The 23,105-nt window shown below is 62.1% G+C and carries 20 protein-coding genes; 17 read left to right on the plus strand and 3 right to left on the minus strand.

What is annotated here, in order from left to right; genetic code table 11:
• Nucleotides 1-88: 88 nt before the first annotated feature.
• A complete protein-coding gene (locus ACM6I7_RS09590; protein ID WP_414888452.1) occupies nt 89-1,786 on the minus strand; it encodes a sulfatase-like hydrolase/transferase in 1,698 nt (565 codons plus the stop codon).
• A gap of 389 nt (nt 1,787-2,175) precedes the next feature.
• Between ACM6I7_RS09590 and ACM6I7_RS09595 the strand changes: the two genes are divergently transcribed.
• The 17 genes from ACM6I7_RS09595 to ACM6I7_RS09675 all read left to right on the plus strand — a co-directional run bounded on the left by ACM6I7_RS09595 (nt 2,176) and on the right by ACM6I7_RS09675 (nt 21,017).
• Nucleotides 2,176-3,528, plus strand: coding sequence for a UDP-glucose dehydrogenase family protein (locus tag ACM6I7_RS09595; protein ID WP_096796216.1), 1,353 nt, complete (start codon nt 2,176-2,178; stop codon nt 3,526-3,528).
• Nucleotides 3,525-4,562, plus strand: a complete 1,038-nt coding sequence (locus ACM6I7_RS09600; RefSeq protein WP_097088761.1) for an NAD-dependent epimerase — start codon at nt 3,525-3,527, stop codon at nt 4,560-4,562. Before ACM6I7_RS09595 ends, ACM6I7_RS09600 begins: the two co-directional genes overlap by 4 nt.
• Before the next feature lie 18 nt (nt 4,563-4,580).
• Complete coding sequence (locus ACM6I7_RS09605; protein WP_414888453.1) at nt 4,581-5,327, plus strand: sugar transferase; 747 nt, start codon at nt 4,581-4,583, stop codon at nt 5,325-5,327.
• Nucleotides 5,327-5,974, plus strand: coding sequence for a CpsD/CapB family tyrosine-protein kinase (locus tag ACM6I7_RS09610; protein WP_041066276.1), 648 nt, complete (start codon nt 5,327-5,329; stop codon nt 5,972-5,974). The genes ACM6I7_RS09605 and ACM6I7_RS09610 overlap by 1 nt, the downstream gene beginning before the upstream one ends.
• Before the next feature lie 21 nt (nt 5,975-5,995).
• Nucleotides 5,996-7,021 carry a polysaccharide biosynthesis/export family protein gene (locus ACM6I7_RS09615; RefSeq protein ID WP_414888454.1) on the plus strand — a complete coding sequence of 342 codons (1,026 nt, stop codon included), beginning with the start codon at nt 5,996-5,998 and terminating at the stop codon, nt 7,019-7,021.
• A gap of 17 nt (nt 7,022-7,038) precedes the next feature.
• Nucleotides 7,039-8,631: a GumC family protein gene (locus ACM6I7_RS09620; RefSeq protein ID WP_097088755.1), complete on the plus strand. Its 1,593-nt coding sequence runs from the start codon at nt 7,039-7,041 to the stop codon at nt 8,629-8,631.
• Nucleotides 8,628-9,719 (plus strand): glycosyltransferase family 4 protein, encoded by a 1,092-nt coding sequence (locus ACM6I7_RS09625; RefSeq protein WP_027611606.1) that lies wholly within the window; start codon nt 8,628-8,630, stop codon nt 9,717-9,719. Before ACM6I7_RS09620 ends, ACM6I7_RS09625 begins: the two co-directional genes overlap by 4 nt.
• Nucleotides 9,716-11,086, plus strand: a complete 1,371-nt coding sequence (locus ACM6I7_RS09630; RefSeq protein WP_414888455.1) for an O-antigen ligase family protein — start codon at nt 9,716-9,718, stop codon at nt 11,084-11,086. Before ACM6I7_RS09625 ends, ACM6I7_RS09630 begins: the two co-directional genes overlap by 4 nt.
• The gene (locus ACM6I7_RS09635) at nt 11,083-12,051 is read left to right on the plus strand and encodes a glycosyltransferase (protein WP_414888456.1); all 969 of its coding nucleotides are present in this window, start codon (nt 11,083-11,085) and stop codon (nt 12,049-12,051) included. Before ACM6I7_RS09630 ends, ACM6I7_RS09635 begins: the two co-directional genes overlap by 4 nt.
• Nucleotides 12,044-13,180, plus strand: a complete 1,137-nt coding sequence (locus ACM6I7_RS09640; RefSeq protein WP_134786786.1) for a glycosyltransferase family 2 protein — start codon at nt 12,044-12,046, stop codon at nt 13,178-13,180. Before ACM6I7_RS09635 ends, ACM6I7_RS09640 begins: the two co-directional genes overlap by 8 nt.
• A gap of 13 nt (nt 13,181-13,193) precedes the next feature.
• Nucleotides 13,194-14,195: a polysaccharide deacetylase family protein gene (locus ACM6I7_RS09645; protein WP_027611602.1), complete on the plus strand. Its 1,002-nt coding sequence runs from the start codon at nt 13,194-13,196 to the stop codon at nt 14,193-14,195.
• Nucleotides 14,192-15,496: a lipopolysaccharide biosynthesis protein gene (locus ACM6I7_RS09650; RefSeq protein WP_027611601.1), complete on the plus strand. Its 1,305-nt coding sequence runs from the start codon at nt 14,192-14,194 to the stop codon at nt 15,494-15,496. The genes ACM6I7_RS09645 and ACM6I7_RS09650 overlap by 4 nt, the downstream gene beginning before the upstream one ends.
• Nucleotides 15,493-17,412 (plus strand): hypothetical protein, encoded by a 1,920-nt coding sequence (locus tag ACM6I7_RS09655; RefSeq protein ID WP_414888457.1) that lies wholly within the window; start codon nt 15,493-15,495, stop codon nt 17,410-17,412. Before ACM6I7_RS09650 ends, ACM6I7_RS09655 begins: the two co-directional genes overlap by 4 nt.
• Nucleotides 17,413-17,627: 215 nt before the next feature.
• Complete coding sequence (locus tag ACM6I7_RS09660) at nt 17,628-18,317, plus strand: N-acetyltransferase (RefSeq protein WP_097088741.1); 690 nt, start codon at nt 17,628-17,630, stop codon at nt 18,315-18,317.
• Nucleotides 18,318-18,321: 4 nt separating this feature from the next.
• Nucleotides 18,322-19,506: a GNAT family N-acetyltransferase gene (locus tag ACM6I7_RS09665; RefSeq protein ID WP_414888458.1), complete on the plus strand. Its 1,185-nt coding sequence runs from the start codon at nt 18,322-18,324 to the stop codon at nt 19,504-19,506.
• Nucleotides 19,478-20,269 (plus strand): ChbG/HpnK family deacetylase, encoded by a 792-nt coding sequence (locus ACM6I7_RS09670; RefSeq protein WP_414888459.1) that lies wholly within the window; start codon nt 19,478-19,480, stop codon nt 20,267-20,269. Before ACM6I7_RS09665 ends, ACM6I7_RS09670 begins: the two co-directional genes overlap by 29 nt.
• A 55-nt stretch (nt 20,270-20,324) precedes the next feature.
• The gene (locus tag ACM6I7_RS09675) at nt 20,325-21,017 is read left to right on the plus strand and encodes a GNAT family N-acetyltransferase (RefSeq protein WP_285375835.1); all 693 of its coding nucleotides are present in this window, start codon (nt 20,325-20,327) and stop codon (nt 21,015-21,017) included.
• Nucleotides 21,018-21,151: 134 nt separating this feature from the next.
• Here the strand turns inward: ACM6I7_RS09675 and ACM6I7_RS09680 are convergent, their stop codons facing one another.
• Both ACM6I7_RS09680 and ACM6I7_RS09685 read right to left on the minus strand, forming a co-directional pair.
• Nucleotides 21,152-21,958 (minus strand): class I SAM-dependent methyltransferase, encoded by an 807-nt coding sequence (locus tag ACM6I7_RS09680; RefSeq protein WP_103367642.1) that lies wholly within the window; start codon nt 21,956-21,958, stop codon nt 21,152-21,154.
• A gap of 201 nt (nt 21,959-22,159) precedes the next feature.
• The gene (locus tag ACM6I7_RS09685; RefSeq protein ID WP_414888460.1) at nt 22,160-23,047 is read right to left on the minus strand and encodes a LysR family transcriptional regulator; all 888 of its coding nucleotides are present in this window, start codon (nt 23,045-23,047) and stop codon (nt 22,160-22,162) included.
• Between the last annotated feature and the right edge of the window lie 58 nt (nt 23,048-23,105).

Genomic DNA, 23,105 nt, shown 5'->3' on the forward strand with positions numbered 1-23,105 from the left:
TTGAGGTTGTCCACAAATACTGAGTACACCCCAAAACACTGTGGGCGCTGGCTTGCCAGCGATGAGGCCAGTGAAACCGGCACAAATCTCACTCCCCGGTCGCCACACTGGTCGCCGCCGCACCCGGTGTGACGATGGTCTTCAGATCAATGTGCTTCCACTCAGGCTTGGCCCCCAGCCGCGCATTGAAGCGGTAGTTGAAGGTGAAGTCGTCCGCCGTCGGCAGCGTCAACGGTTTGCCGTACAGCGCCTCGACTCCAGCCAGGTCATAACCCATCAACTGCAGCAGCGTCGGAAAAATGTTGTAGTGACTGGAGCGATCCTTGTTCGCCGGCAACGCTTGCGCCCAGTCCGGCCCGTGCAGCTGATCGCCCTGAATCACCACCAGTGGCACCAGCCCTTCTTCCTCCACCGGATCGCCGCCGCAGTGGGTATTGAGCCCGGGGTTGCCGCGTTCATGCAGGTCCTGACCGTGATCGGAGGTGTAGATGAGCAGCGCATTGTGCAAATTGGCCTGGGCAAATACCCGGGCGAAGAACTCGCCGACATTCCACAGCACGGTGTTCTTGTAGGCGCTGCGGTACAGCACCCAGTCATCCGGCTGGCCGTTGAAACCGTCGCGTTTGCCGGTGTCGGCGACTTCGGTGAATTGCCCGCGCGGCAAGGTCGGACGGTAGGTCATGAAGGCGTCGGGGTATTTGTCGTGCACCGGGAAATGCGCGCCGACCTTGTTGATCACCACCAGCTCCGGTTGATCATCGTTGAGCAGCTCGATCAGCTTGGCGGCGGCGGCCATGTCGCGGTCACGCACGCTGGTCTGGTCAAACTGGACGAACTCGTCGATGTCTTTTTTCTCGGTGTCGGTCATCAGGTTCTGCAGATTGCCGGCAGTGCGCTGAGCGTCGATGTACACCGTGCGCAACCCGGCCTTTTTCGCGTACTGCCAGATCGACGGCAGCGTGCTGTTGATGCGCATGTAATCGTCGCGGGTGCCGCCGTAGCGCAACGTGACGTTGGTGTCGGCGCTGCAATTGGCGATGGATGCGGCGTAGCCGTAGTTGAAAATGTCGACGCCCGGATGCGCCTGATTCAGGTTGCTGTGCACGCCGAACGGCGCATTGATGTCCAGGTAATTGCCGGAGATGCTTTCATCGATGATCAGCACGATGTCGTGATTGACCGCCACTGCGTTGCGCGCCAGCGTCACCGGCTCGCGCGGGCCGACCGTGTTGTGCAGCGCTTCATAAGCGAACAGGTTCAGATAGGCCAGCGGCGTGTACATGATCGGCAAACCGCGCGCGCCCTCGCCCGCCCGCAGGAACAACACCGCGCTCAACAGCAGCACACCACACACCGGCGCCGCCACACGCAACGCGTTGGGCACCACCAGTGCATGGCGCGGTTTCAGACCGATGCCGAACAGCAACAGCAGACCACTGAGCGCGCCATGAATGATCGCGTCGCGATACTGGTAGGCGGCCTCCTGAATGAAGCCGCCGGAGTACACCAGCGAGACAAAACTGCTGTAGCTCAGGTAATCCGCGGTGACCCGGGTATAGACATCGAAAAACACCGCCGAGACAAACAGTGTTATTGCGAATAAGTGGCGAATGAGAGCCTGACGAATATAAGCCGTTAGATATAACGCTAAAGTAAGCGCCAAAAACATCGCGCCAAAAAGAAGTACAGCAAAACCGACGCCGATAGCATTTAACCGATCAACGTAATATTCGGAATAAAGCAGCAAATAAACAATTAAAAGTACTTCTTTGGCATATCTGAACATGGCGATACCGCTCGTGCAAAACGGCAGGGAGTCAAAGGTTTGTCGGTCAGAACCTGACACTAGCACCCAGCCATCAAAGCGCAAGAATTGACTGTTTTCTTTAGAAAGCGTCAAAAAACCGGTGACTCAAATCTGACACACACCAAACGCTAGAAGCCTTTAAATTAAAGACTTACAACCGTTTATCGCTTATTTTAAATCTGAACAAATCTGCAAAAAAACAACAAATCCAATCGCAGCAATGACTTGATGGCCAATCGCCAAAAAGCGCTCAAGTGTTATACAGGTGCAACATGTCATTTTGCTGACACGCTTTCCAAACCCTGCGCTATACCCCTTTTACAGTCTTCTTCCGAACTTCTTCTTTTCGCTCTATCGAGGGTGCGCAGATGGACGTGAGCGTATTTGGCACCGGCTATGTCGGATTAATTCAAGCCGCCGCACTTGCAGATGTAGGGCATCGGGTTTTATGTGTCGATATTGACCCCAACAAGATCAAGCAACTGCAACAAGCCGTGCCACCTATTAGTGAGCCAGGTCTTTCCAGCACCCTCGAAGAAAACATCAAGGCCGGCCGCTTGCTCTTTAGCACCCAGGCCAGCGACGCGGTGGAGCATGCCGAGCTGATTTTCATCGCCGTGGGCACGCCGGCCGATGAAGACGGTTCCGCCGACCTGACCCATGTGCTGAACGTGGCTCGGGAGATCGCCTCGCACATGGAGGCCGATCGCACCCTGATCATCAAGTCCACGGTGCCGGTCGGCACGGCGGACCAGGTCGCCGCCAAGGCCAGCGAAGAGTTGCTGCGTCGCGGCAAAAGCGCCCTCAAGGTCCGCGTGGTGTCCAACCCCGAATTCCTCAAGGAAGGCAGCGCCCTCGCCGATTGCATGCGCCCGGACCGGATCATCGTCGGCACCCGCGATGACGAAGCCCGCGAACAGATGAGCGAGCTGTACGCGCCGTTCTGCCGTAACCACGAAAAACTGATGTTCATGGACAACCGCAGCGCCGAGCTGACCAAGTACGCGGCCAACGCGATGCTCGCCACGCGCATCAGCTTCATGAACGAACTGGCCAACCTCACCGAACTGCTCGGCGCCGACATCGAAGCGGTGCGCAAAGGCATCGGCTCAGACCCGCGCATCGGCTACCACTTCATCTATCCCGGTTGCGGCTTCGGCGGTTCATGCTTTCCTAAGGATCTGCGCGCCCTGCTGCATACCGCCGAACACAACGGCATGCCGCTGAAACTGCTGCGCAGCGTCACCGACGTCAACGACAGCCAGCGGCACATCCTCTTCGGCAAACTCAAGGCGCAGTTTCCGCAGGGTCTGGCCGGCAAGTCGATTGCGATTTGGGGCCTGGCGTTCAAACCCAATACCGATGACATGCGCGAAGCCCCCAGCCGCTACCTGATGGACGCGCTGTGGGCCGAAGGCGCCAGCGTGCAGGCCTACGATCCGGAAGCCATGTCCGAATGCCGGCGCCTGTACGGCTATCGCAACGACCTGCACCTGTGCGCCACCCGCGACGACACCCTGGAAGATGCCGATGCGCTGGTGATCTGCACCGAGTGGAAGAATTTTCGCGTAGTGGATTTCGAGCTGCTGGCGAGCAAGCTGCGCTCGAAAGTGATTGTCGACGGTCGCAACCTCTACAACCCGGAACACGTGGCCGCCGCCGGTCTGCATTACAGCGGCATCGGCCTGCGCCACATCGCTCCGGAAGGACTGCGCCCATGAAAATCCTGGTCACCGGCGCAGCCGGCTTCATTGGCGCCCATTGCGTGTTGCGGCTGATGCGCGACGGGCATGCGGTGGTCGGCCTGGATAACTTCAACGGCTATTACGACCCGCAGCTGAAACACGATCGGGTGCAATGGGTGCGCGATCAGGTCGGGCATTTCCCGCTGGCGCGGATTGATCTGGCCGATGCCGCGGCGATTGAAGCGCTGTTTGTCCGCGAGCAACCGCAAGTGGTGATCCACCTCGCGGCGCAGGCCGGGGTGCGCTACTCGCTGGAAAATCCGAAGGCCTACCTCGACAGTAACCTCTGCGGTTTCCTGAATATTCTCGAAGGCTGCCGGCACCATCCGGTGGAGCACTTGATCTACGCCTCGTCGAGCTCGGTGTATGGCGCCAACCAGCACACGCCGTACTCGGTGCATGACGGGGTGAATCATCCGCTGTCGCTGTACGCCGCGACCAAAAAAGCCAACGAGCTGATGGCCCACAGTTACAGCCATCTGTTCGGCATTCCCAGCACCGGTCTGCGCTTTTTCACCGTGTACGGGCCATGGGGTCGGCCCGACATGTCGCCGATCCAGTTCGCTCGGGCGATCACCGAAGGCACGCCGCTGAAGCTGTTCAACTACGGCGAGCACCAGCGCGATTTCACTTATATAGACGACATCGTCGAAAGCATCGCGCGCCTCACCGACCATCCGCCGCACAGCCACCCGGAGTGGGATCGTGAACATCCCGACGCGGGCAGCAGCATGGCGCCGTGGTGCCTGTTCAACATCGGCGGCCACCACCCGGTGGAGCTGAAAACCTATCTGGCGCTGATGGAAAAACACCTCGGCCAGAAAGCCATTGTCGAGCTCTTGCCCCTGCAACCGGGCGATGTGCTCAACACCTGTGCCGAGACCGATGATCTGGCCCAGGCCACCGGGTTCCAGCCCCGGATCGAGCTGGATGAAGGACTGGGGCGTTTCATCGCCTGGTTTCGCGACTACTACCCCACTGCCTATCGCCCACGCGCCGCTCGCGGCTGAACATCAGCGGAGGACCCCATGACTGGACATGAACAAGGTGTACCGATCAATCAGATGCGCCGCGACAAGCGCATGGATCCCGAGCACCGAATGCGCCTCGATTCCGCCATCCACCGGCAGGGCCGTGGCTGGCTGACCGGCCGCGACGGCGGCCGGCCATGGACGCTGTCACGCACCAACCGGGTATTGGCCTGCTTCGGTGCGCTGCTGATTCTGGTGGTGTTTTCGCCGCTGCTGCTGGGCCTGGCGCTGGCCATCAAATTCACCAGCCCGGGCCCGGTGATGTTCGTGCAGAAACGCACCGGTTATCGCGGCCGCACCTTCGGTATGTACAAGTTCCGCACCATGGTCTGCAACGCCGAAGAACTCAAGGAATCGCTGCGCCACCTCAACAAGCATGGGATCGACGCCATCGATTTCAAGATCGACAAGGATCCACGCATCACCGGCATCGGCGGTTTTCTGCGGCGTACCAGCCTCGACGAACTGCCCAACCTGTTCAACGTGGTCAGCGGTGACATGCGCCTGGTCGGCCCGCGGCCGACCTCGTTCAACGCCTACCGCTACAAGGACAACCACCTTGCGCGCCTGAGCATCTACCCCGGCATGACCGGCCTGTGGCAGATCTCCGGGCGCAGCAACATCGACTTCGACCAGCGCGTTGAGTTGGACCTCAGCTATATCGCCGAGCAAAGCCTTTTGCTTGATCTGAAGATCTTGTTGAAAACCCCCTTCAAAGTATTCAGCGGCCACGGAGCAAGCTAATGGACGGTTCAACCAACAAAAGCCTGAGCATTGCCAACCCCAGCGAATCGAACCTGATTTCGACCGTGCTGGATCTCGATCTGCGGATCCTGTTCCTGACCGCCGCCAACCCCGGCGCAGGCACCACCACCAGTGCCCTGGCACTGGCCAGCCAACTGGCGCAGATGAGCAGCGGCCAGGTGTTGCTGGTCGATGCCAGCCAGTCGGCGGGCAGCCTCACGCAGCAATTGAACCTGGGCAAGGAGCGTGGGCTGCGCGACCTGCTGTTCAACCCGGACAACCCGCCGCTGTTGCAGGACTGCGTGGTGCAGGTGTCGAGCCTGCCTTTTCATGTGCTGCCCAATGGCCGGCCGATCCGCACCCTCGAACACCTGACCGCCGAGCGCCTGAGCCCGCTGCTCGACCGCCTGGGCACCCAGTACCGCTTCGTGGTGATCGACGGTGACGCGGTGTATTCCGCCGCCGACACGCTGGTGCTCGCCACTCAGGTCGATGGCGTGGTGTTTGTGGTGCGCGCCGAAGACACCCGCTGGGAAGTTGCCCAGGCCGCCGTGCAACGCCTGACCCAGGCCGGGGCAAAAGTGGTCGGCAGCGTGTTCAACCGGCGCAAGTACTACATGCCCAAGTGGCTCTACAAAAACCTGTAAGCAAACGCGAAGGATGACGCCATGAACGCCAAGATACTGGTTCTGCTGATGCTGCCGCTTGCAGGCTGCTCGAGCAATTCCGAAACCCAGAACATGCCGGTGAACATTCTCACCGCCACCCCGGCCAACGCCCAGGCCACCGACATGCCGAAGATCGAGCAGACCTTGCGCCCGCAAGACGTGCTGGATGTGATCTTCCACATCAGCACCAGCGGCTCGGACGCCTACCGCGTGCAGTCGGGTGACCAGATCGGCCTGAACTTCACCGCCGCCAGCCAGCTCAATGGCAACCAGTTGGTGCTGCCCGACGGCACCATCAACCTGCCCGGCGCCAACACCTCGGTGAAAATCGCCGGCCTGACCGCCGATGAGGCGCGCGATGAAATCCAGCGTGCCTACCAGCGCAAACAGCTGTTCCAGCCCAACCGCAATCAGTTGACGGTGCAGGTCATCAGCCCGCTGACCAATGAGCAGAACCTGAAAAGCGCACTGAATCACCCGGCCACCGGCATGAGCCGCGAGATCACCGTGGGCAATGACGGTTATGCGAGTTTTCCGGAAATCGGCGCGGTGCCGCTGCAAGGCATGACCATCAACCAACTGGAAACTTTCCTCAACCAGAAGTACGCGCAATTGCCGGGGCGGATGAGCGTCGATGTGATGCTCAAGTCCACCGCCGGCAACGAGATCTACGTGCTCGGCGAAGTCGGCCAACCGGGTTCCTACCCGATCCGCCGTCCAGTGTCGGTGCTTGAAGCGCTGACCCTGGCGCGCGGCACCAATGTCAAGGCGCGCCTCGACTCGGTGGTGATCATGCGGCGCAACGGCAACCAGGTGCAGGCCGTGCACTACGACGTGGAAAAAGCCCTGTCGGGCGATGCGTCGCAGATCGCCTATCTGCAACCGGACGACATGCTGTTCGTGCCGAAAACCAAACTGGCGAGTGCCGGCGATCTGGCCCGGCAACTGGCGGACGTGGTGCTGTTCCAGGGCGTGGGCTTCAGCTTCGGCTACCGCGTCGACAACAAAGACAGTAACAACAACTGACTCTCAGGTGACCGATCATGAATCCAAAGGAAAACTACCTGCATGAGTTCTTCAGGATCTTCTTCGCCAACAAGCAATTGGTGAAACGGGTCTTCCTGATCTTTGCAGTCATCGCGTTGCTGCTGCCGTTGGTGCTCAAACAGAGCTTCGATATCACCGCTCAGGTGATCGTGCAGTCGAAAAAACTCTCCCAGGGTGACGCCACCACGTCACTGACGGTCGATAACGCCACCTTCATTCCGCCGTCGCTGGCGGACATGGAAACCGAAAGCAACATCCTGCGGTCCCCGGCGCTGATCCGCCAGACCATCAGCGAGCTGCGCGACAAGGGCGAGTACAACCCGCCGGTGGGCGTGTTCGCCAAACTGGTGAGCGAACCGTTCCGCCGCTATGTCACGTCGCCGCTGCGGCAGTACCTGATCAACCCGCTGCGCAACATGCTCGGGCTGCAAACCGATCCGGTACGTGACACCGTGCTCGACGGCCTGACGCAAGATGCGATCAACAGCCTGAAAATCGAGACCCTCCCAGGCTCCAACGTGATTTCGATCGTCTACAGCTTCCCCGATCCGCATCAGGGCACGACGTTCGTCGCCACCCTGCTGCAGAACTATCTGGGCAGCCGTCAGGCGCTGCAATCGATCGACCTGCCGCAATCCTTCTACGAAACCAAGAAGCACCTGTATCAGGTGCGTCTCGACGGGCTGGAAGGTAATCGGCAAGCGCTGCTGGAAAGTGTTGCATCGTCCGATCCGAAGGAAGAAATCACCTTCCGCCTGAACGCGATCAACACCGAAGAGCAAGCCCTGAACCTGTACCAGGATCGTCTGCTACAGAGCCAGCGCTGGCTCGAATACCTGAAAACCGCGCTGACGGCCGCCAGCAGCAACAAGCTCAACGACTACACCTTCCCCTTCACCTTCACCACCACCGTCGATAACGTGGCGTTCGAGGATCGGGAAATCAAACAGTTGGGCGAGCAACTGACCACTCAGGTCAGCCGCTACATGAATGACCTCGCGGTGTTCCAGCCCGGCAGCGAGCCGATGCTGCTGACCCGCGAGCAGATAGCCCGTACCCGCCAGCAGTTCCTCAAAGTGGTGAGCAACCGCATTCAGGAACGCACCAACGACCTGGCCGTGGTGCAACAGGTGATCAATCAGAAAACCGCGCGCATCGCCGAGTTCAAGAACCGCATCCACACCTTGCAGCAGACCCAGAGCAAGCTGCGGCAGATGGACACGGAAATCGACGCGCTGCACACGGCGTTCTCGACCTACGCGCAACGCTTTGCCGAAAGCAGCACCGCCGGTTCGCTCAACGACGACCTGTCGAACGCCAAGGTGCTCAGCCCGCCGTTCGAGCCGACCGAGCCGGCGTTCCCCAAACCGCTGCTGATCATTCCGTTCGGGCTGTTCACCGGTCTGCTGCTGGCGATTGCCCTGGTCTATGTGCGTGAGTTCTTCGATCACCGTTTCAAACACCCGGCGCAGATCACCCACGAACTGGGCCTGCCGGTGTTGCTGGTGATCAACGACGAGAACGTGCTGCCGAGCAATCCGCACAAGAACTGGACCGTGCCAAGCTTCGTGCACTGGGTGCGCAATTGAACACGCTGTCCACCCCGAACGCCGCGCTGCCGATCATTCACTTGCTCAGCAGCGGCGGCTTCTATGGGGCCGAGCGCATGTTGCTCGATCACTGCCTGGCGACACCGGGGCAGCACCAGGTGCTGTTTCTCGATGCGCCACCGGCATTGATCGCGCGCTTTCGCGAGGCCGGGGTGGACTGTCGTGGTTGTGCCGGGCTCGGCGAGTTGTTGCGCCACCTACGGGCGCGGCGCAGCGAACGGCCGCTGATCAATACGCACAACTTCAAGGGGCTGTTGTTCGGCTGGGTCGGTGCGACGCTGTTGCGTTTGCCGCTGGTCATCACCCAACACGGCTTCACCCCGCGCAGCCGCAAGCAGAAGTTCTACACCTGGCTGAGCCTGCAGTTGTGCCGCACGGCGTCGGTGGATCGGGTGGTGTGCGTGGCCGAGAGCATTGCCGTGCTGCACCGTCAGGCCAGCGTGCAGGCGGAAAAACTCCAGGTGATCCCCAACGGATTGCCCGCCGCCGACGCGCTGGTCAGCACCGTTGACCGCCAGCGCTGGCTCGCCGGTTACGTCGGGCGCCTGAGCAGCGAGAAAGGTCCGGACCTGTTTCTCGATGCGCTGATTCCGCTGTGTCACCAGCATCCGCAACTGGACGCGGTGATGCTCGGCGACGGCCCGGAACGCGAGGCGCTGCAGGCGCGGATCGACGCCGCAGGTTTGCAGCAACGGATTCGTCTGCCCGGCTACCAGACCGCCATGCAAACGTGGTGGCAGCGCCTGGATGCGCTGGTGATCAGCTCGCGCACCGAAGGCACGCCGATGATTCTGCTCGAAGCGATGCAGAGCGGCGTGCCGGTGGTGGCGTTCGCCGTCGGCGGCATTCCCGATGTGCTCGAGCACCGGCATAACGGTCTGCTGGCGACACCCGCCGACAGCGCCGACCTCGCCCGTCAGCTCGACAACCTGTTGAGCGAGCCGAAGCTGGCCCGGCATTTGTGCGACAACGCAAAGCGTACGCAACAGGATCGCTACGACCTCAAGGCCCTGGCCGAACGCTGGTCGCAGCTGTACATCCGCACGGCACGGGAGGCACGCGCATGATTTTCCCGCTCTCGATCGTCACGCTGCTCGGTCTGGTGTGCATCGGTTTGCTCGCCAGCCCTTATCCATTTCTCGCACCCGGCGCGGTCATTGGCCTGGTGGGTTTCACAGTGTTGTATCGCAAGCCGGCCTGGGGTCTGCTGGGCATTGCCGCGCTGGTGCCGTTCGAAGGTTTCTTCAAGGACAGCGCGCTGTCCGGGAGCAAACTGATCGGCGCTTCGCTGGCAGTGATCCTGATGCTGCAACTGGCCATGCATCAGATTCCTTCCGAGCGCCTGCGCAGCAATATCTGGCGGTTTCTGCTGTGGTTTCTGGCGCTGTATTTCCTCAGCCTGTTCAACACCGATGACCTGGGCATGTCGCTGGGGCATCTGCGCGAACTCAGCGTCGGGCTGATCCTGTTTGTCATCACCCTGCTGATCGGCCGTGAACTGAACCTCGACCTGTTCGCCCGACTGGTGACCCTGAGTGTCAGCGCCACCTGTGCCATGGCGATGTTTTCAGTCAAATTCCAGGATCAGGGCCGCGCTGCCGGTCTGCTGGAAGACCCCAACGCCTTCGCCCTGCTGATCGCCTTCGCCATTCCGCTGGCGCTGCTGCTGGTGATTCGCGGGCCGAATCTGTTGCATCGGCTGTTCTGGGGCGCTTGCTGCCTGTTGCTGCTCGGCGGCATGACCAAGACCGAATCGCGCTCCGGGCTGGTGGTGGTGGCGTTGAGTCTGCTGATCGGCTGCTGGCACTACCGCGCGCAACTGACCCGCATTCGCCCACGGCACCTGGGATTCGCCATGCTCGGCGCAGCCATCGTGATTCCGCTGGCGATCTACGCCATGCCCGCCGGTTACCTCGCGCGCATTCAGTCCCTGAGCGTGTTGAGCGCCGGGGCCAAGGGCCACGACGACGAATCCCTCGGCCGCCGTGCCTCGTACATCGTGGTCGGCGGGCAGATGATCCGCGAGAACCCGCTGCTCGGCTCCGGTCCCGGCACCTTCCCGCTGCACTACGCGACCACCGGCTACGCCAAAGCGTTTTCCGCCAACCGCAAGATCGGCGACCTGTACCGCCGTGCCCACAACACTTATCTGGAAATTTTCAGTGAACTGGGGATTCCCGCCGGCCTGCTGTTTGTCGGCATGCTCGGCCTGGGCCTGTACAACCTGATCCGCGCCCGCGCCGCGTGGATGCTGCGGCGCGATTGGCAGCAGGCGGACCTGATGACTCACCTCGGGGTGAGCTTTCTGTCGCTGACCCTGTTCCTGATGTTCCTCAGCGCACCGAACCAGAAGTACGTGTGGATCATGCTCGCGCTGACCAGCGTCCTGCGCCTCAAGGCCGAACAGGCGCCACTGACCGAGGCCAGAACATGAGCCGGATCAGCATCATCATCCCGATGTACAACGAGGCCCGGCACATCGGCCGTACGCTGCTGGCGGCGCAAAAAGCCGCACATGCGGCCGATGTCGAGTGCGAGTTGATTGTGGTCGACAACGGTTCGAGCGACGACGGTCCGCACATCGCCCGTCAGTTCGGCGCGCAGGTGCTGGTGCTGCCGGGCCTGCTGATCGGTGCACTGCGCAATCGCGGTGCCGTGCTGGCAAGCGGCGAGTGGATCGCGTTCATTGATGCCGACGTCGAAATGCCCGAAGACTGGCTCAAGCCCTTGTTCGAACTGCAAGCCGAGGGTCAAGCCGAAGTGTTCGGTCTCGACCTGCATACCCCCGCCACTGCGCCGTGGTACGCCGCCGCCTGGCAACGGCGCACGCTGCGCCCGTCCAGCCAGAGCTCGCACCCGGTGGACTGGCTGCCCAGTTCCAACCTGCTGATGCGCCGGTGCTGGTTCGACAAGGTTGGCGGCTTCAACGAACACCTGCGCACCGGCGAGGACAAGGAGTTCACCCTGCGCCTGCACGAACAGGGCGCGCGGCTGCTGTCGGTGAACAGCAGCGTGGCCCTGCATTGGGGCTACGAGATGAACTGGCGCGAGTGGATGGGCAAGGAAATGTGGCGTCAGGGCAGTCATCTGCAACTGCTGCGCACTCACGGTTTCAGCCTGCGTCTGTTGCGCTTTCCGCTGCTGTCGATTGCGGTGTGGATCCTCGACTTTCTGGCGATTTCAGCGTTGCTCGACGGCTTCCCGCATCACGCCGCGTTCATGGTCGCGTTGACCCTCCTGCCGGGGCTGGTGCTAAGCGTGCGGCAGAGTATCAAACACCACGACATCGGCCTGACCGTGCAACTGTGGGGCCTGCACTGGGTGCGTCTGCACCTGGCGGGCGCCGCGTTCATTCTCAGTCTGTGTCATTGGAACGCCAGGAGGCCTGCCCGTGGCTGAATTCATTTTCTGGATGTGCCTGTTGCTGCCGGTGTACGCCTACCTTGGCTACCCGCTGCTGCTGACTGTACTGGCGCCGCTGTTCCCGGCCTGGCGTCACAGCCCGGCGCCGCCGCTGAACATCAGCATCGTGATTGCCGCGCACAATGAGGCGCGGCACATCGAGCACAAGTTGCGCACGCTGCTGGCGCAGGACTACCAGCCGGCCACGCTGCAGATCATTCTCGCCAGCGATGGCTCGACCGACGACACCGTGGCTTGCGCGCACAAAGTGGTTGATTCGCGAATCACTGTCCTCGACCTGCCGCGCCAGGGTAAAGCCGCGACGCTGAATGCCGGCGTAGCCCTGGCGACTGGCGATATTCTGGTGTTCACCGACGCCGACAATCAGTGGTCGCGGGAAACCCTCGGCTATCTGCTGGCGCCGCTGAGTGACCCGAATGTCGGCGCCTGCGCCGGGCACATGGTGATTCCGGTGACCGGCGGCGGCCTCAGCGTCGGCGACAGTCTGTACCGGCATTACGAGGGCTGGCTGCGTCGGGTGGAGAACCGCACCGGCTGCATGGTCTCGGCCGACGGCGCCCTGCTCGCCCTGCGCCGCGAGCTGTTCCAGAGCGTGCCGGCGGAGGTCAACGACGACTTCTTTCTCAGCACCTGTGCACCGGTGGCCTTCAAGCGCATTGTGTACGTGCCCGAGGCGCAAGTGATCGACCACGGTGTCGACGAAGCGGACAAACAGTTCCGCCGCCGTCAACGCGTCACCGTCGGTGGCCTGCAAAGCCTCGCCCAGCGCAGTGAGCTGCTCAACCCGCTCAAACATGGCCTGTATTCGCTGGCGCTGATCAGCCACAAACTGATCCGGCGCCTGGCACCGATCCTCCTGCTGCCGCTGCTGCTGAGCAACTTCTGGCTGTGGGATGACCACGGTTTCTATCGACTGGCCCTGATCGCCCAACTGTTCGGCTACGCCATTGCGCTGGCCGGACTGCTGGATTCGCAACATCGCTTGCCCAAACCGTTTCGTCTGGCCGCGTTCCTGCTGGTCACCCTCGCCGGGATGAGTCTCGGCCTGTGGCAGTTCCTGCGCGGCCACCGATATGCCCAGTGGAACCCTGAACAAAACCGTTGAGAGGACCGAAGCCATGGCGATCAAACAATTAATAAAACGCACCAGTGGCTGGCTTTACCTCAACTCGCCCGTGGGACGAAACCAGTTGCACGGCGCCGGGGTGATTCTGATGCTGCATCGGGTGCTGGCCAACGACCGCGCCGCCGACTTGCCGCACCGCAATGAGCTGTGTGTCGGGCCCAAGGCGTTCGAGCACCTGCTGGTGTGGCTGCGCCGGCACTTCGATTGCGTGCCGCTGATGGACATCCTCACGCCCACTGCATTGCGCAGCGAACGCCCACGGGTGGCGCTGACCTTCGACGATGGCTGGCGCGACAACGCGGTCAATGCGTTCCCGTTGCTGCAAAAACATCAGGTGCCGGCGAGCATTTTCCTCTCCACCGATTTCATCGGCAGCCGTCAGCGCTTCTGGTGGGAAAGCCTTGGCGAAACCCTGTGGGGCAGCCACGGCGAAAAGGCCCGCATGCATCTGATCGAATGCCTGCACATGATCCATCACCCGGTGCCGGTGCTGGTGGATGACATCGACGTCGATCGCCGCAGCCTGTCGCTGCTGCATTACCTGCAAAGCCTGAAAAACCTTGAACCGGCGATGCTCGAACGCCTGACCGACGAATGCCCGCCCGAAGCGCAGCCGCAAGCGCTGGACTGGCATCAGGTACGGGCGCTGGAAGCCTCGGGGCTGGTGCGCTTCGGCCCGCACGGCGCCAGCCACGCGATCCTCACTGAACTGGACGATGTGCGCCTGAGCGAAGAAATCAGCCGCAGCCGCGACGCCTTGAGCAACGGCTGCAACCGGCCGTTACCGGTGTATTGCTACCCCAACGGCAACAACGACGAGCGAGTCAGAAAACAGATTGCCGCGCACGATTATCCGTTCGCGCTGGGCACCGGCACCGGGATTTATCGCGGTGAAGGCGATCCGCTGAACCTGCCGCGTTTCGGCGTCAGCCAGCGTACTGCGCGCAATCCTGAGCTGCTTTCGTGGCGCATCTTTCGTGGAAACCGGCCATGAGCCGCAGCCATTACCTCAAGCATCTGGCGCTGAGCATGGGCACCAAACTGGCGATGATCGCCTTGCGCCTGCTGCGTAACGTGTTGCTGGCGCGGATCCTCGGGCCGAGTGAGCGCGGGTTGTTCGCGCTGCTCAGCACATTGCCCGACCTGATCAGCGCCGCCACCAGTGGCGGGCTGAATTCGGCCGTGGGGTATCAAGCCGCCAAACAACGGCCGATGGGCCTTCTGCTGAGTCAGGTGCTGGTCTTCGGTTGTTTGCTCGCGGGTCTGCTTACCCTGCTGGTGGTGGCGCTGGTACGTGAGTTCGGCAGTGAGCTGGATGTGACTGTGCAGCTCGGTCTGCTGGCCTGGCTGTTGCTGCTGGCGGTGCCGCTGACCGTGCTGAAAAGCGGCCTGCTGACTCTGCACAACGCCTCCGGTGGCGTGGTTGCGTTCAACGCCTTGCGCCTGACCGAATCACTGGCGCCGTTGCTGCTGTTTCTCGCGCTGTTCTGGATGTGGAAAAGCGCGGCGCTGGAAGCCGCGTTGATCAGTTGGCTGGCCGGGATCAGCCTGGTAGTGCTGGCCGGTTGGGTCTGGCTGAAACGGGCGCAACCGCTGCAGTTGCAGTGGGATCGCGCCAGCCAGAACGAACTGCTGCGCTACAGCGCGCGCAGCCATCCGGATCTGCTATTCCAGCAAGTGATTCTGCGCTCGGATTACCTGTTCATCGGCGCCCTGCTCGGCAGCACCGCACTGGGTCATTACGCGATGGCCAGCGCCGCCGCCGAACTGCTGCTGATCGTTCCGGAAGCGGTGACCACGCCGCTGATGAAACGCCTGTTGCAACAGGACGAAGGCATGGACAAGGTCACCCCGCTGGCTCTGCGCCTGACCGCCACGGTGATGCTCGGCGCGTGCCTGAGCATGGCCGTGATCGGCAACTGGCTGATCGTCACCCTGTTCGGCATCGCCTACCAACCGGCGTATCCGGCGCTGCTCGCCTTGCTGCCGGGGCTGCTGGGGCTGTGCTATGCGAGCATCCTGCGTCTGGACCTGCTGGGGAAAAACCGCCCCGGTACGGTGTCGCTGCTGATGGGCCTCGGCGCCCTGCTCAATCTGGCGCTGAACCTGGTGTTGATTCCGGCCTACGGCATCGTTGGCGCAGCGGCGGCTTCATCGATTGCCTATCTGGCCGTGACCGTGGCGATGCTGGTGTTGTACTGCCGTCTGAGCGGCGTGGCGTTCTGGCAAACCCTGATCATCCTGCCCAGCGACATCGCGCCGATGTGGCAGATGTTGCAACGGAAGGCCGCATGAAAGGCCTGGTCCTGCTGCTCGGTCTCGGCCTGTCGCTGGACGCCTTTGCCGCGTCGATGCGCTGGGGCGAGATCCGCGACGGCAGCCTGTATCTGCAAACCGACCGCCCGGACAGCGTGACCGTGCGCTGGACCCCGGCGTGGCAGGCCGATGCCAACGAAGAGCATCTGTACCTGCTCGACGGTCAGGGCAAATTGCAGGGCGAGCGCTTGATCAAAGCCAGCGAAACCCGTGGCACCCAGAGCTGGGCGTTGCTGCCGGGTGCCGCCAGTTATCGCCTGGAAATTCCCGGCTACAGCTTCCGCAATTACCGGGTCGAACACAACGACCGAACCGTAGCGCTGTTCGAGCCGGCCAAGGTGCATTTCAGCGCCCAGACGCAGAATGGCGACGAGCTGTATTTCAAGGTCGCGCCGGGGGAACACGCGGTGCTCGCCGGCAAGTTCCATGGCGGGGTCAATGCGTTGCAGGCGCAGCGGGTAGGCGAAGATCAGTCACTGACGCTGACACTGAAACCCTATCGCGCCTATTGGCAGTTCGATCAACTGGCGTTGCCGGTCAGCGAGCGCGAACAGGTCTGGCGCCTGCGCCTGCAAGGCAGCGGCAAAGCAGCATTCTGGCTCGACGGCACGGCCAATCGGTTTGCGCAGACTGCGCAGCAACTCAAACCCGTGCGCGAAGAGACCGGCCAGATCCACCTGACCCTGCACGACAAAATCCTCGGGCGCACGCCGGATCTGGGCATCGCTCTGCCCTACGTGATGCCACCCGCCAGTAGTCACGCGGTGCTGGATGCGCTGAAAGCGACCGCCGCCAGCTACTACAGTTTTGTCGATGTCACGGCGAAGAATCCGCACTTCGAAGACGCGTTCCGCCAGGCTTATCAGGAGCGCTTCGGCATCCGTCAGGACATCACCCTGCTCGCCGGCAGCCAGCGTCAGGCCGATCTGCGCGCCGACGTGCAAAGCAATGGCGGCCTCGATGCATGGCTGGCCGGCACGCGCGCGCTCGGCGGCAAGGGCACGCACTACATCGGTTTTGCTGATGAGCCGAACCTCAACTATTCGAGCTTCGAGCAATACCGGGCGATTTTCGCCAGCATGGCCAGGCAAGTGCGCAGCGATCCGGCGAATGCCCGGGCCGGGGTGCGCATCGCCATGCCGGCCAGCTCACGACTGGTCAACGGGCCATTCGCCGATAACGCGGCAGACAAGCGCGGCATCGACTGGGCGCGGCGCCTGCTCGGTGAATCCGCCGAACAGATCGACGCACTGGCGTGGCACGAATGGATGATCCGCGACCTGCTCGCCACCCGGGTCTACCGCGACAGCGTGCGCCGCGCCGCCGAACTGGTCGGCCTCGACGCCCACGGTCAGCCGCGCAAGGCCTTGCTGCTGGATCAGACCAATATGTCCAGTGGTTCCAGCCTCAGCCCCTACGATCAGGAGACGCACTACGCCTCGCTGTGGTGGGCGTCGGTGGTGATCAACGCTTCGCAGGACGGTTTGCTGACGATGCTCAACTGGTTTCAGGCCGCCGATGAACCGCAGTATCCCAAGGGCATGATCCGGGTTTTGGGCGATGAGCGTTTTGAGCTGAAACCGGTGGGTCTGGCCCAGCAGTTCATCGCGCAGCATTGGCTGCACCAGGTGCTGTGGCTGGAGAACGATGGCTTTGAAGTCGATGTGCTGGCGATGGCCGGCGACGAGCAGCGGGGCCTGCTCGGTGTGAACAAAGGCACGCGTTTGCAACGTGTTGACCTGAGTGGCGCCAAGTGCCCGCTGAACAACGGTGCGCTGCGTTACTTCGGCACGGACAACCGCAGCCGCGACGCACCATTCGCCTGCCGCGACGGACGCGTCAGCTTCGACTTGCCAGGGGAAACCCTGTTCGCCCTGAGCTGGAGCGCGTCATGAAGCCAATTCCGAATATCAGAAAAGGTAAAGCGAACAAAGATTTGTGGGTAGGGAGTTTTTGTGGCGAGGGGATTTATCCCCGATCGGCTGCGCAGCAGTCGTCGCTTTTAGCCTGTAAATGCGGGGCCGCTTCGCAGCCCATCGGGGATAAATCCCCTCGCCACAGAGCCCCTCGCCACAGTTGTTCGCCCTGCCGGAACGCCGGAGTACAGAACATGGGTACCGTCAGCAAACTCAGCCAGCACATCAAACAAAAAGGCCTGCGCGCCACCCTCGCCAAGGCGTGGAAGCACTACGTGTTTTTTCATCAGGAATTGCTGTGGATGGAGCGCGACCTGGTCAGTCCGGTGCCACCGCACAGCCTCAAACCGTATCCGCCACTGCGGGTGGTGAAGATCACCGCCAACAACGCCAGCGCCTTCGCCCGCTACTTCGGCGACCGCGTCGGGACCATGGCCGAGCTGGCCAACGAAGGCCACACCGGGCACATGCACCTGGACGATCACGGCGATGCCGTGGCGTTCATCTGGGGCAGCGCACGGGACTACTTCGACCGGCATTACTACGGCTGCCTGTTCCCGGTGAAACCCGGCGAGTTCTTCGAATTCGGTGGCGAGCTGACCCGTGCCTACTGGGGCAGCGAACTCTCGGTGGACCTGCAACTGGAACTGTGGAAAGCCATGGCGGCCCAGGGCTGCAACAAGGTGGTGGACGTCTGCGAGTTCCACAACGTCCCGGCGCTGAAACTGCACCTGCGCATGGGTTACACCGAGCAAGGCCGGATCATGAATGTCTACACCCTGTTCGGTCGCTGGCGTTTCTACCGCGAAACCCGCTACAGCGGTTCGCGACTGGATGCGCTGCGCAAACCGTCCCGTCCACCTGTCACAGCCACGGCGGTCTGAGCCTATGACGGCGCGATTCGAATGGCGCACTTCACTGTGCGCCGCCGACTTCCCGGCAGCCGCCTATGAAGCGCTGCGCCTGCAGGTGACGGATCACACGCCGTTCAACCACCTGGGCTGGTTGTGCGCGGCGGAGCAGGCACTGGTCGCGGGTGAGCGCCTGCACATCCTGCTCGGCTGGGAAGCGGACGAATTGCGCCTGTGCCTGCCGCTGGTAGCGGGTCGCGAGCGTTTTGCCGGCGTGCCGTTTCGTGTACTGCACCACTTGGGCTATCCGCTGGCAGACCGGCTGGCGCTGCTGTCATTGCTCAAGGGCGAAGACATGCGCGAAGCCTTGCACCTGATCCGCCGACAGCTGCCGCACGCCCTGCTGCAACTCAACGAATTGTCCGAGCCGGCGGGTGAGGAAAGCGCCCTGACCGAATGGATGGCCCACAGTTCTGCGGGCGAACGCCGCCTCAGTTGCCGGGTGCCGGTGCATCTGATCAGCGACGCCGATCATCAGGAAGTCTCCGGCGACCCGCGTTACAAGCTGCGGCGGGCGCGCAAACGAATTGTCGCGTGTGGCGCCCAGGTGCGGCGCATCACTCCCGACGCGCTGAGCATGGGTCCGCTGTTGCGGGCGATCAGCGAAGTCGAAGCGGTGAGCTGGAAAGGCGACGAAGGCGTAGGGATCTTTGCCAGCGAACGCAGTCGGCAATGGATCGAACGCGCCTTCACCGCCCTCGCCGGCCAGGGCCTGGTGCGGGTGGTGACGCTGGAACTCAACGGGCGTTGCATCAGCTATCGCCTCGGCTTGCTGGAGCAGGGCCGACTCTACGATTACAACCTCGCGTTCCTGCCGCAATACGCCGATCTGGGCAGCGGCCGGGTGCTGCTGGAGGAATGGATTCGCTGGGGGCTGGATGAGCATTGGCGCTGGATCGATGCCTCGCGGGTCAGCCTGAAAAACTCCAGCCACCAACTGCACGAACGCATGACCGGACAACTGGAACACTGGCGCTGGAGTTTCTATTCCTGGCGCCCCAGCGGGATGTTGCTGGGGCTGGGGTTGCGGCTCTGGCAGCGCTTGAAACCGACGGTGCAGCAATGGCGCGCGCGACGTGCGGCCAGACCGGCATCGGCGCCCACACCTGTCGTCATCACCACGGAGGGCGATCATGCCTCGCCAAGTCATAGTCAACGCTGACGATTTCGGTTTGAGCCCGAACGAAAACGCGACGATCTTCGCCGCGTTTCAGGCCGGGGTTATCAGTAGCGCCACAGCCATGGCCAACATGCCGGCCTTCGAAGCGGCCTGCGCGATGGCCCGGCATCCGTCGCTTCAAGGTCGGGTCGGGTTGCATTTCAACCTGACCTACGGGCGACCGCTGAGTACCTCGATCCTGCGCAGTCGAACCTTCTGCGACGGCCACGGCGTGTTCGACCTCAGCCTGCCACGGCACAACTTTTGGCTCAGTCGCGAAGATCGCGAAGCGGTGCGTGAAGAGTTGCAGACGCAGTGGCAGCGCTGCGTCGAACATGGCGTGCGACCTAGCCATATCGACTCGCATCAGCACGTGCACAACATCTGGCCGATCGGCGAAATCGTCGCACGGTTTGCCGCTCAGCAAGGCGTGCCGATTCGTCTGGCGCGCAATTTGGGGCAGAACCTCAGCCTGCCGAAACGCATATTCAAAGGTTTGCTCAACTGGCGCTTGCAGAGTCTGGCCGGAGCCGCGGCGGACTATGTGTGCACGCCGGTGGATCTGCGTAACGACCCCGCGCCGAGCGACGGCGTGCTGGAAGTCGTTGCCCACCCGAATCAGCTGGGCAGCGATTTCGGTGATGCCTACCTCAATCCCGGAGAATCCCTGAGCCGCGTGCTGGAGCAACGGCTGTCGGGTGTGCCACGGGTCTCCTATTCCGATCTGCACAAGGATTTTTTACGCGGTGCCGCGGCACTCGATTGATTCATCCCCACAACAGCAACATCCACCACACCGGGCTTCGGCCACGGAGGGCAACATGAGTGTTATCGAAAAACTGCGCGAACGCATTCGTCAAAAAGGCCTCGGCCGTCTCTTCGCCACCCTGTGGAAACGCTACGTGTTCTTCCACTGGGAGCTGCTGTGGATGGAGCGCGATCTGGTTTCCCCGGTGCCACCGCACAAGCTGCGCCCGTACGAAGGTTTGCGCAAAGTCGATATCACCCAGCTCAACACCGGGGCCTTCGCCAAGCACTTCGGCGACCGCGTGGAAACCATGGCCGAACTCGCCGCCGAGGGCCACACCGGGCACATGTACCTGGATGCCGACGGCCACGCGGTGGCATTCATCTGGGGCAGCATGCGCGACTACTACGACCGCCACTATTACGGCTGCTGGTTCCCGGTCAAACCCGGCGAGTTCTTCGAATTCGGTGGCGAAATGGCCCGCCCGTATTTCGGCACCAGCCTGTCGGTGGACGTGCAAGTCGCCCTCTGGGAAGCCATGGCTGCCCAGGGTTGCGACAAAGTCGTCGATGTCTGCGAAACCCACAACATCCCGGCGCTGAAACTGCACATCCGCATGGGCTACCACGAACAGGGCCGCGTCACCCACGTCTACGGCCTGTTCGGCCGCTGGCGCTTCTACCGCGAAAGCCGCTATGACGGCTCACGCCTGGACCCCCTGCGCAAACCTGGGCGGCCGGTGGTGAGTGCGGCGGCGCAGGCGTGATCAATCGTTAGAGGCATGGCGGCCATTTGGCCGCCATCGCGAGCAGGCTCGCTCCCACAGTGGATTTGTGTACGACACCGATCACGTGTAGGAGTGAGCCTGCTCACGATGAGGCCAGATGGAGCAACAAATTCTCAGGTTTTGCGAGCGACCAAGGTGAAGCACAACGGCATCTGCGCCTCGCGATTCAGATACTGGTCATACACCTCCTCCCGATTCGAGTGCGCATACTCCTTGAAGTGCGCGATGTTCAGCCCGGCCGCGATGGCGCCGCTGAAGATCGCGCCGAGGGTGTGTACGAACCAGTAGGACTTGGCAGCCTGCTGCTCGACCTTGCCGACGTAGACGATCGGTTCTTCCTGCACGAATGGCTCGGCGCGGAAGTAGGAGCTGGCGAGGCGGTACGGGTCTTCGGCGTCGGGGTCGACCATTTCCAGAAACGGATGGGTTTCGTAGATCACCAGTTTGCCGCCCGGCTTCAGGGTCAACGCCACGTGGCGAAAGAACTCGCCGATGTCGGGCATCCAGTTCAGCACGCCGATGGTGATCAGCGCGACGTCGAAGCGGCTGTGCAGCGCAGCCGGCAGGTGATGGATATCGCTTTCGATGAATTCGGCGTTGTACGGCGAGCGCTGGTTCAACTCACGGGCCTGTTCGAGAAACGCCTCCGATTGATCGACGCCGACCACACTGCACGCACCGAGGGCGAACAGCGACAGGCTTTCGCGACCATTGTTGCAACCGAGTTGAATCAGCGCTTTACCGTCGACGCCGACCTGTTCCAGCACGCCACGCAAGGTGTCGTCGAGGCAAGAGAAATCAGCCTTTGACACGTCGTTCAACAGCGCTTGCCATTCCGCCGACTCACGGTGATGACGAGCAGAATCGTTCCACGCCTGTCGATTGCTGTCGATGGCGGTTTTATTGTCGGGCACTTCCATGGCGCACTCCGGGCGATGCTCGTGATTGAGCGGACCCGAGTCTAGAACAGCCCGATCAGTACGGTTGTTGCGACTTTGTAAGCCGCACCGCCGTTCCACTGTGGGAGCGGGCTTGCTCGCGAAGGCGGTGAGTCAGGCAACGGAGATGTTGGCTGACAGGACGCTTTCGCGAGCAAGCCCGCTCCCACACTTTTGGCGTGGTCACATCTGGTTCAGGCGTTCGCGCAGGAATTCGACCAGTGCCTGCACCGGGCGCGAAGCCTGGCGGTGCTGCGGATACACCGCCGACAAGGTCAGCGGTTCAGGGCGGTAATCGTCGAGGACAGGTACCAGACGCCCGTCCTTCAGCGCCGCGCCGACGATGAACGTCGGCAGATAAGTAATCCCCATCCCCTGCACCGCCGCGTCCCTCAGCAGCTCGCCATTGTTCACCCGCATGCGTCCGGTGACATTGACCAGCAGCGGCTTGCCCTGCCCCGCATTGAAGCGCCATTGCACCGAACGACCATGGCCGTACGGCAGGCAGTCGTGGCTGTGCAGGTCTTCGGGATTGAGCGGCGTGCCGCGTTCGGCCAGATATGCCGGGCTGGCGCAGTACACCCGTTCGATGGCGGCGATGCGCCGGGCGATCAATGTTGAGTCTTCCAGTACACCAATGCGCAGTGCCAGGTCATAACCTTCGCCAAGCAGATCCACCGGGCGGTCGCTCAAATCCACCTCCACGGTGACATCGCGATAGCGCTGCAGAAACAGCGGCAGCAGACAGCCCAGATGCGCGACGGCAAACGACAGCGGCGCACTGACGCGAATGGTCCCGCGCGGCTCGGCGGTCTGCCCGGCGATGCCCTGCTCGACCTGTTCCACTTCGCTCAGCAGACGCAGCGCCGATTCGTAGTAGCTCTGGCCCAGTGGCGTGACGTCTAGGCGTCGGGTGGAACGGTTCAACAGCCGCACACCGAGGCGCTCTTCGAGCTGCATCAAACGGCGGCTGACGAACTGCTTGGACAGGCCCAACTGATCGGCCGCAGCAGTGAAACTGCCGGAGTCCATGACCTGGCAAAAAATACGCATGTCTTCGAACGGGTTCATTGTCACTCTCTGGTAGACAGTCAAACGCTTTATAGCCGCTTTTTCACTTTTCGACAGC

The organism is Pseudomonas sp. IT-93MI4 (assembly GCF_949767635.1).
Taxonomy (GTDB): Bacteria; Pseudomonadota; Gammaproteobacteria; order Pseudomonadales; family Pseudomonadaceae; genus Aquipseudomonas; species Aquipseudomonas putida_A.

Coding starts and splice junctions, on each gene's coding strand:
- ACM6I7_RS09590 (WP_414888452.1), bottom strand. CDS start 1,786: ATGTTCAGATATGCCAAAGAAGTACTTTTAATTGTTTATTTGCTGCTT.
- ACM6I7_RS09595 (WP_096796216.1), top strand. CDS start 2,176: ATGGACGTGAGCGTATTTGGCACCGGCTATGTCGGATTAATTCAAGCC.
- ACM6I7_RS09600 (WP_097088761.1), top strand. CDS start 3,525: ATGAAAATCCTGGTCACCGGCGCAGCCGGCTTCATTGGCGCCCATTGC.
- ACM6I7_RS09605 (WP_414888453.1), top strand. CDS start 4,581: ATGACTGGACATGAACAAGGTGTACCGATCAATCAGATGCGCCGCGAC.
- ACM6I7_RS09610 (WP_041066276.1), top strand. CDS start 5,327: ATGGACGGTTCAACCAACAAAAGCCTGAGCATTGCCAACCCCAGCGAA.
- ACM6I7_RS09615 (WP_414888454.1), top strand. CDS start 5,996: ATGAACGCCAAGATACTGGTTCTGCTGATGCTGCCGCTTGCAGGCTGC.
- ACM6I7_RS09620 (WP_097088755.1), top strand. CDS start 7,039: ATGAATCCAAAGGAAAACTACCTGCATGAGTTCTTCAGGATCTTCTTC.
- ACM6I7_RS09630 (WP_414888455.1), top strand. CDS start 9,716: ATGATTTTCCCGCTCTCGATCGTCACGCTGCTCGGTCTGGTGTGCATC.
- ACM6I7_RS09635 (WP_414888456.1), top strand. CDS start 11,083: ATGAGCCGGATCAGCATCATCATCCCGATGTACAACGAGGCCCGGCAC.
- ACM6I7_RS09645 (WP_027611602.1), top strand. CDS start 13,194: ATGGCGATCAAACAATTAATAAAACGCACCAGTGGCTGGCTTTACCTC.
- ACM6I7_RS09650 (WP_027611601.1), top strand. CDS start 14,192: ATGAGCCGCAGCCATTACCTCAAGCATCTGGCGCTGAGCATGGGCACC.
- ACM6I7_RS09655 (WP_414888457.1), top strand. CDS start 15,493: ATGAAAGGCCTGGTCCTGCTGCTCGGTCTCGGCCTGTCGCTGGACGCC.
- ACM6I7_RS09660 (WP_097088741.1), top strand. CDS start 17,628: ATGGGTACCGTCAGCAAACTCAGCCAGCACATCAAACAAAAAGGCCTG.
- ACM6I7_RS09665 (WP_414888458.1), top strand. CDS start 18,322: ATGACGGCGCGATTCGAATGGCGCACTTCACTGTGCGCCGCCGACTTC.
- ACM6I7_RS09670 (WP_414888459.1), top strand. CDS start 19,478: ATGCCTCGCCAAGTCATAGTCAACGCTGACGATTTCGGTTTGAGCCCG.
- ACM6I7_RS09675 (WP_285375835.1), top strand. CDS start 20,325: ATGAGTGTTATCGAAAAACTGCGCGAACGCATTCGTCAAAAAGGCCTC.
- ACM6I7_RS09680 (WP_103367642.1), bottom strand. CDS start 21,958: ATGGAAGTGCCCGACAATAAAACCGCCATCGACAGCAATCGACAGGCG.
- ACM6I7_RS09685 (WP_414888460.1), bottom strand. CDS start 23,047: ATGAACCCGTTCGAAGACATGCGTATTTTTTGCCAGGTCATGGACTCC.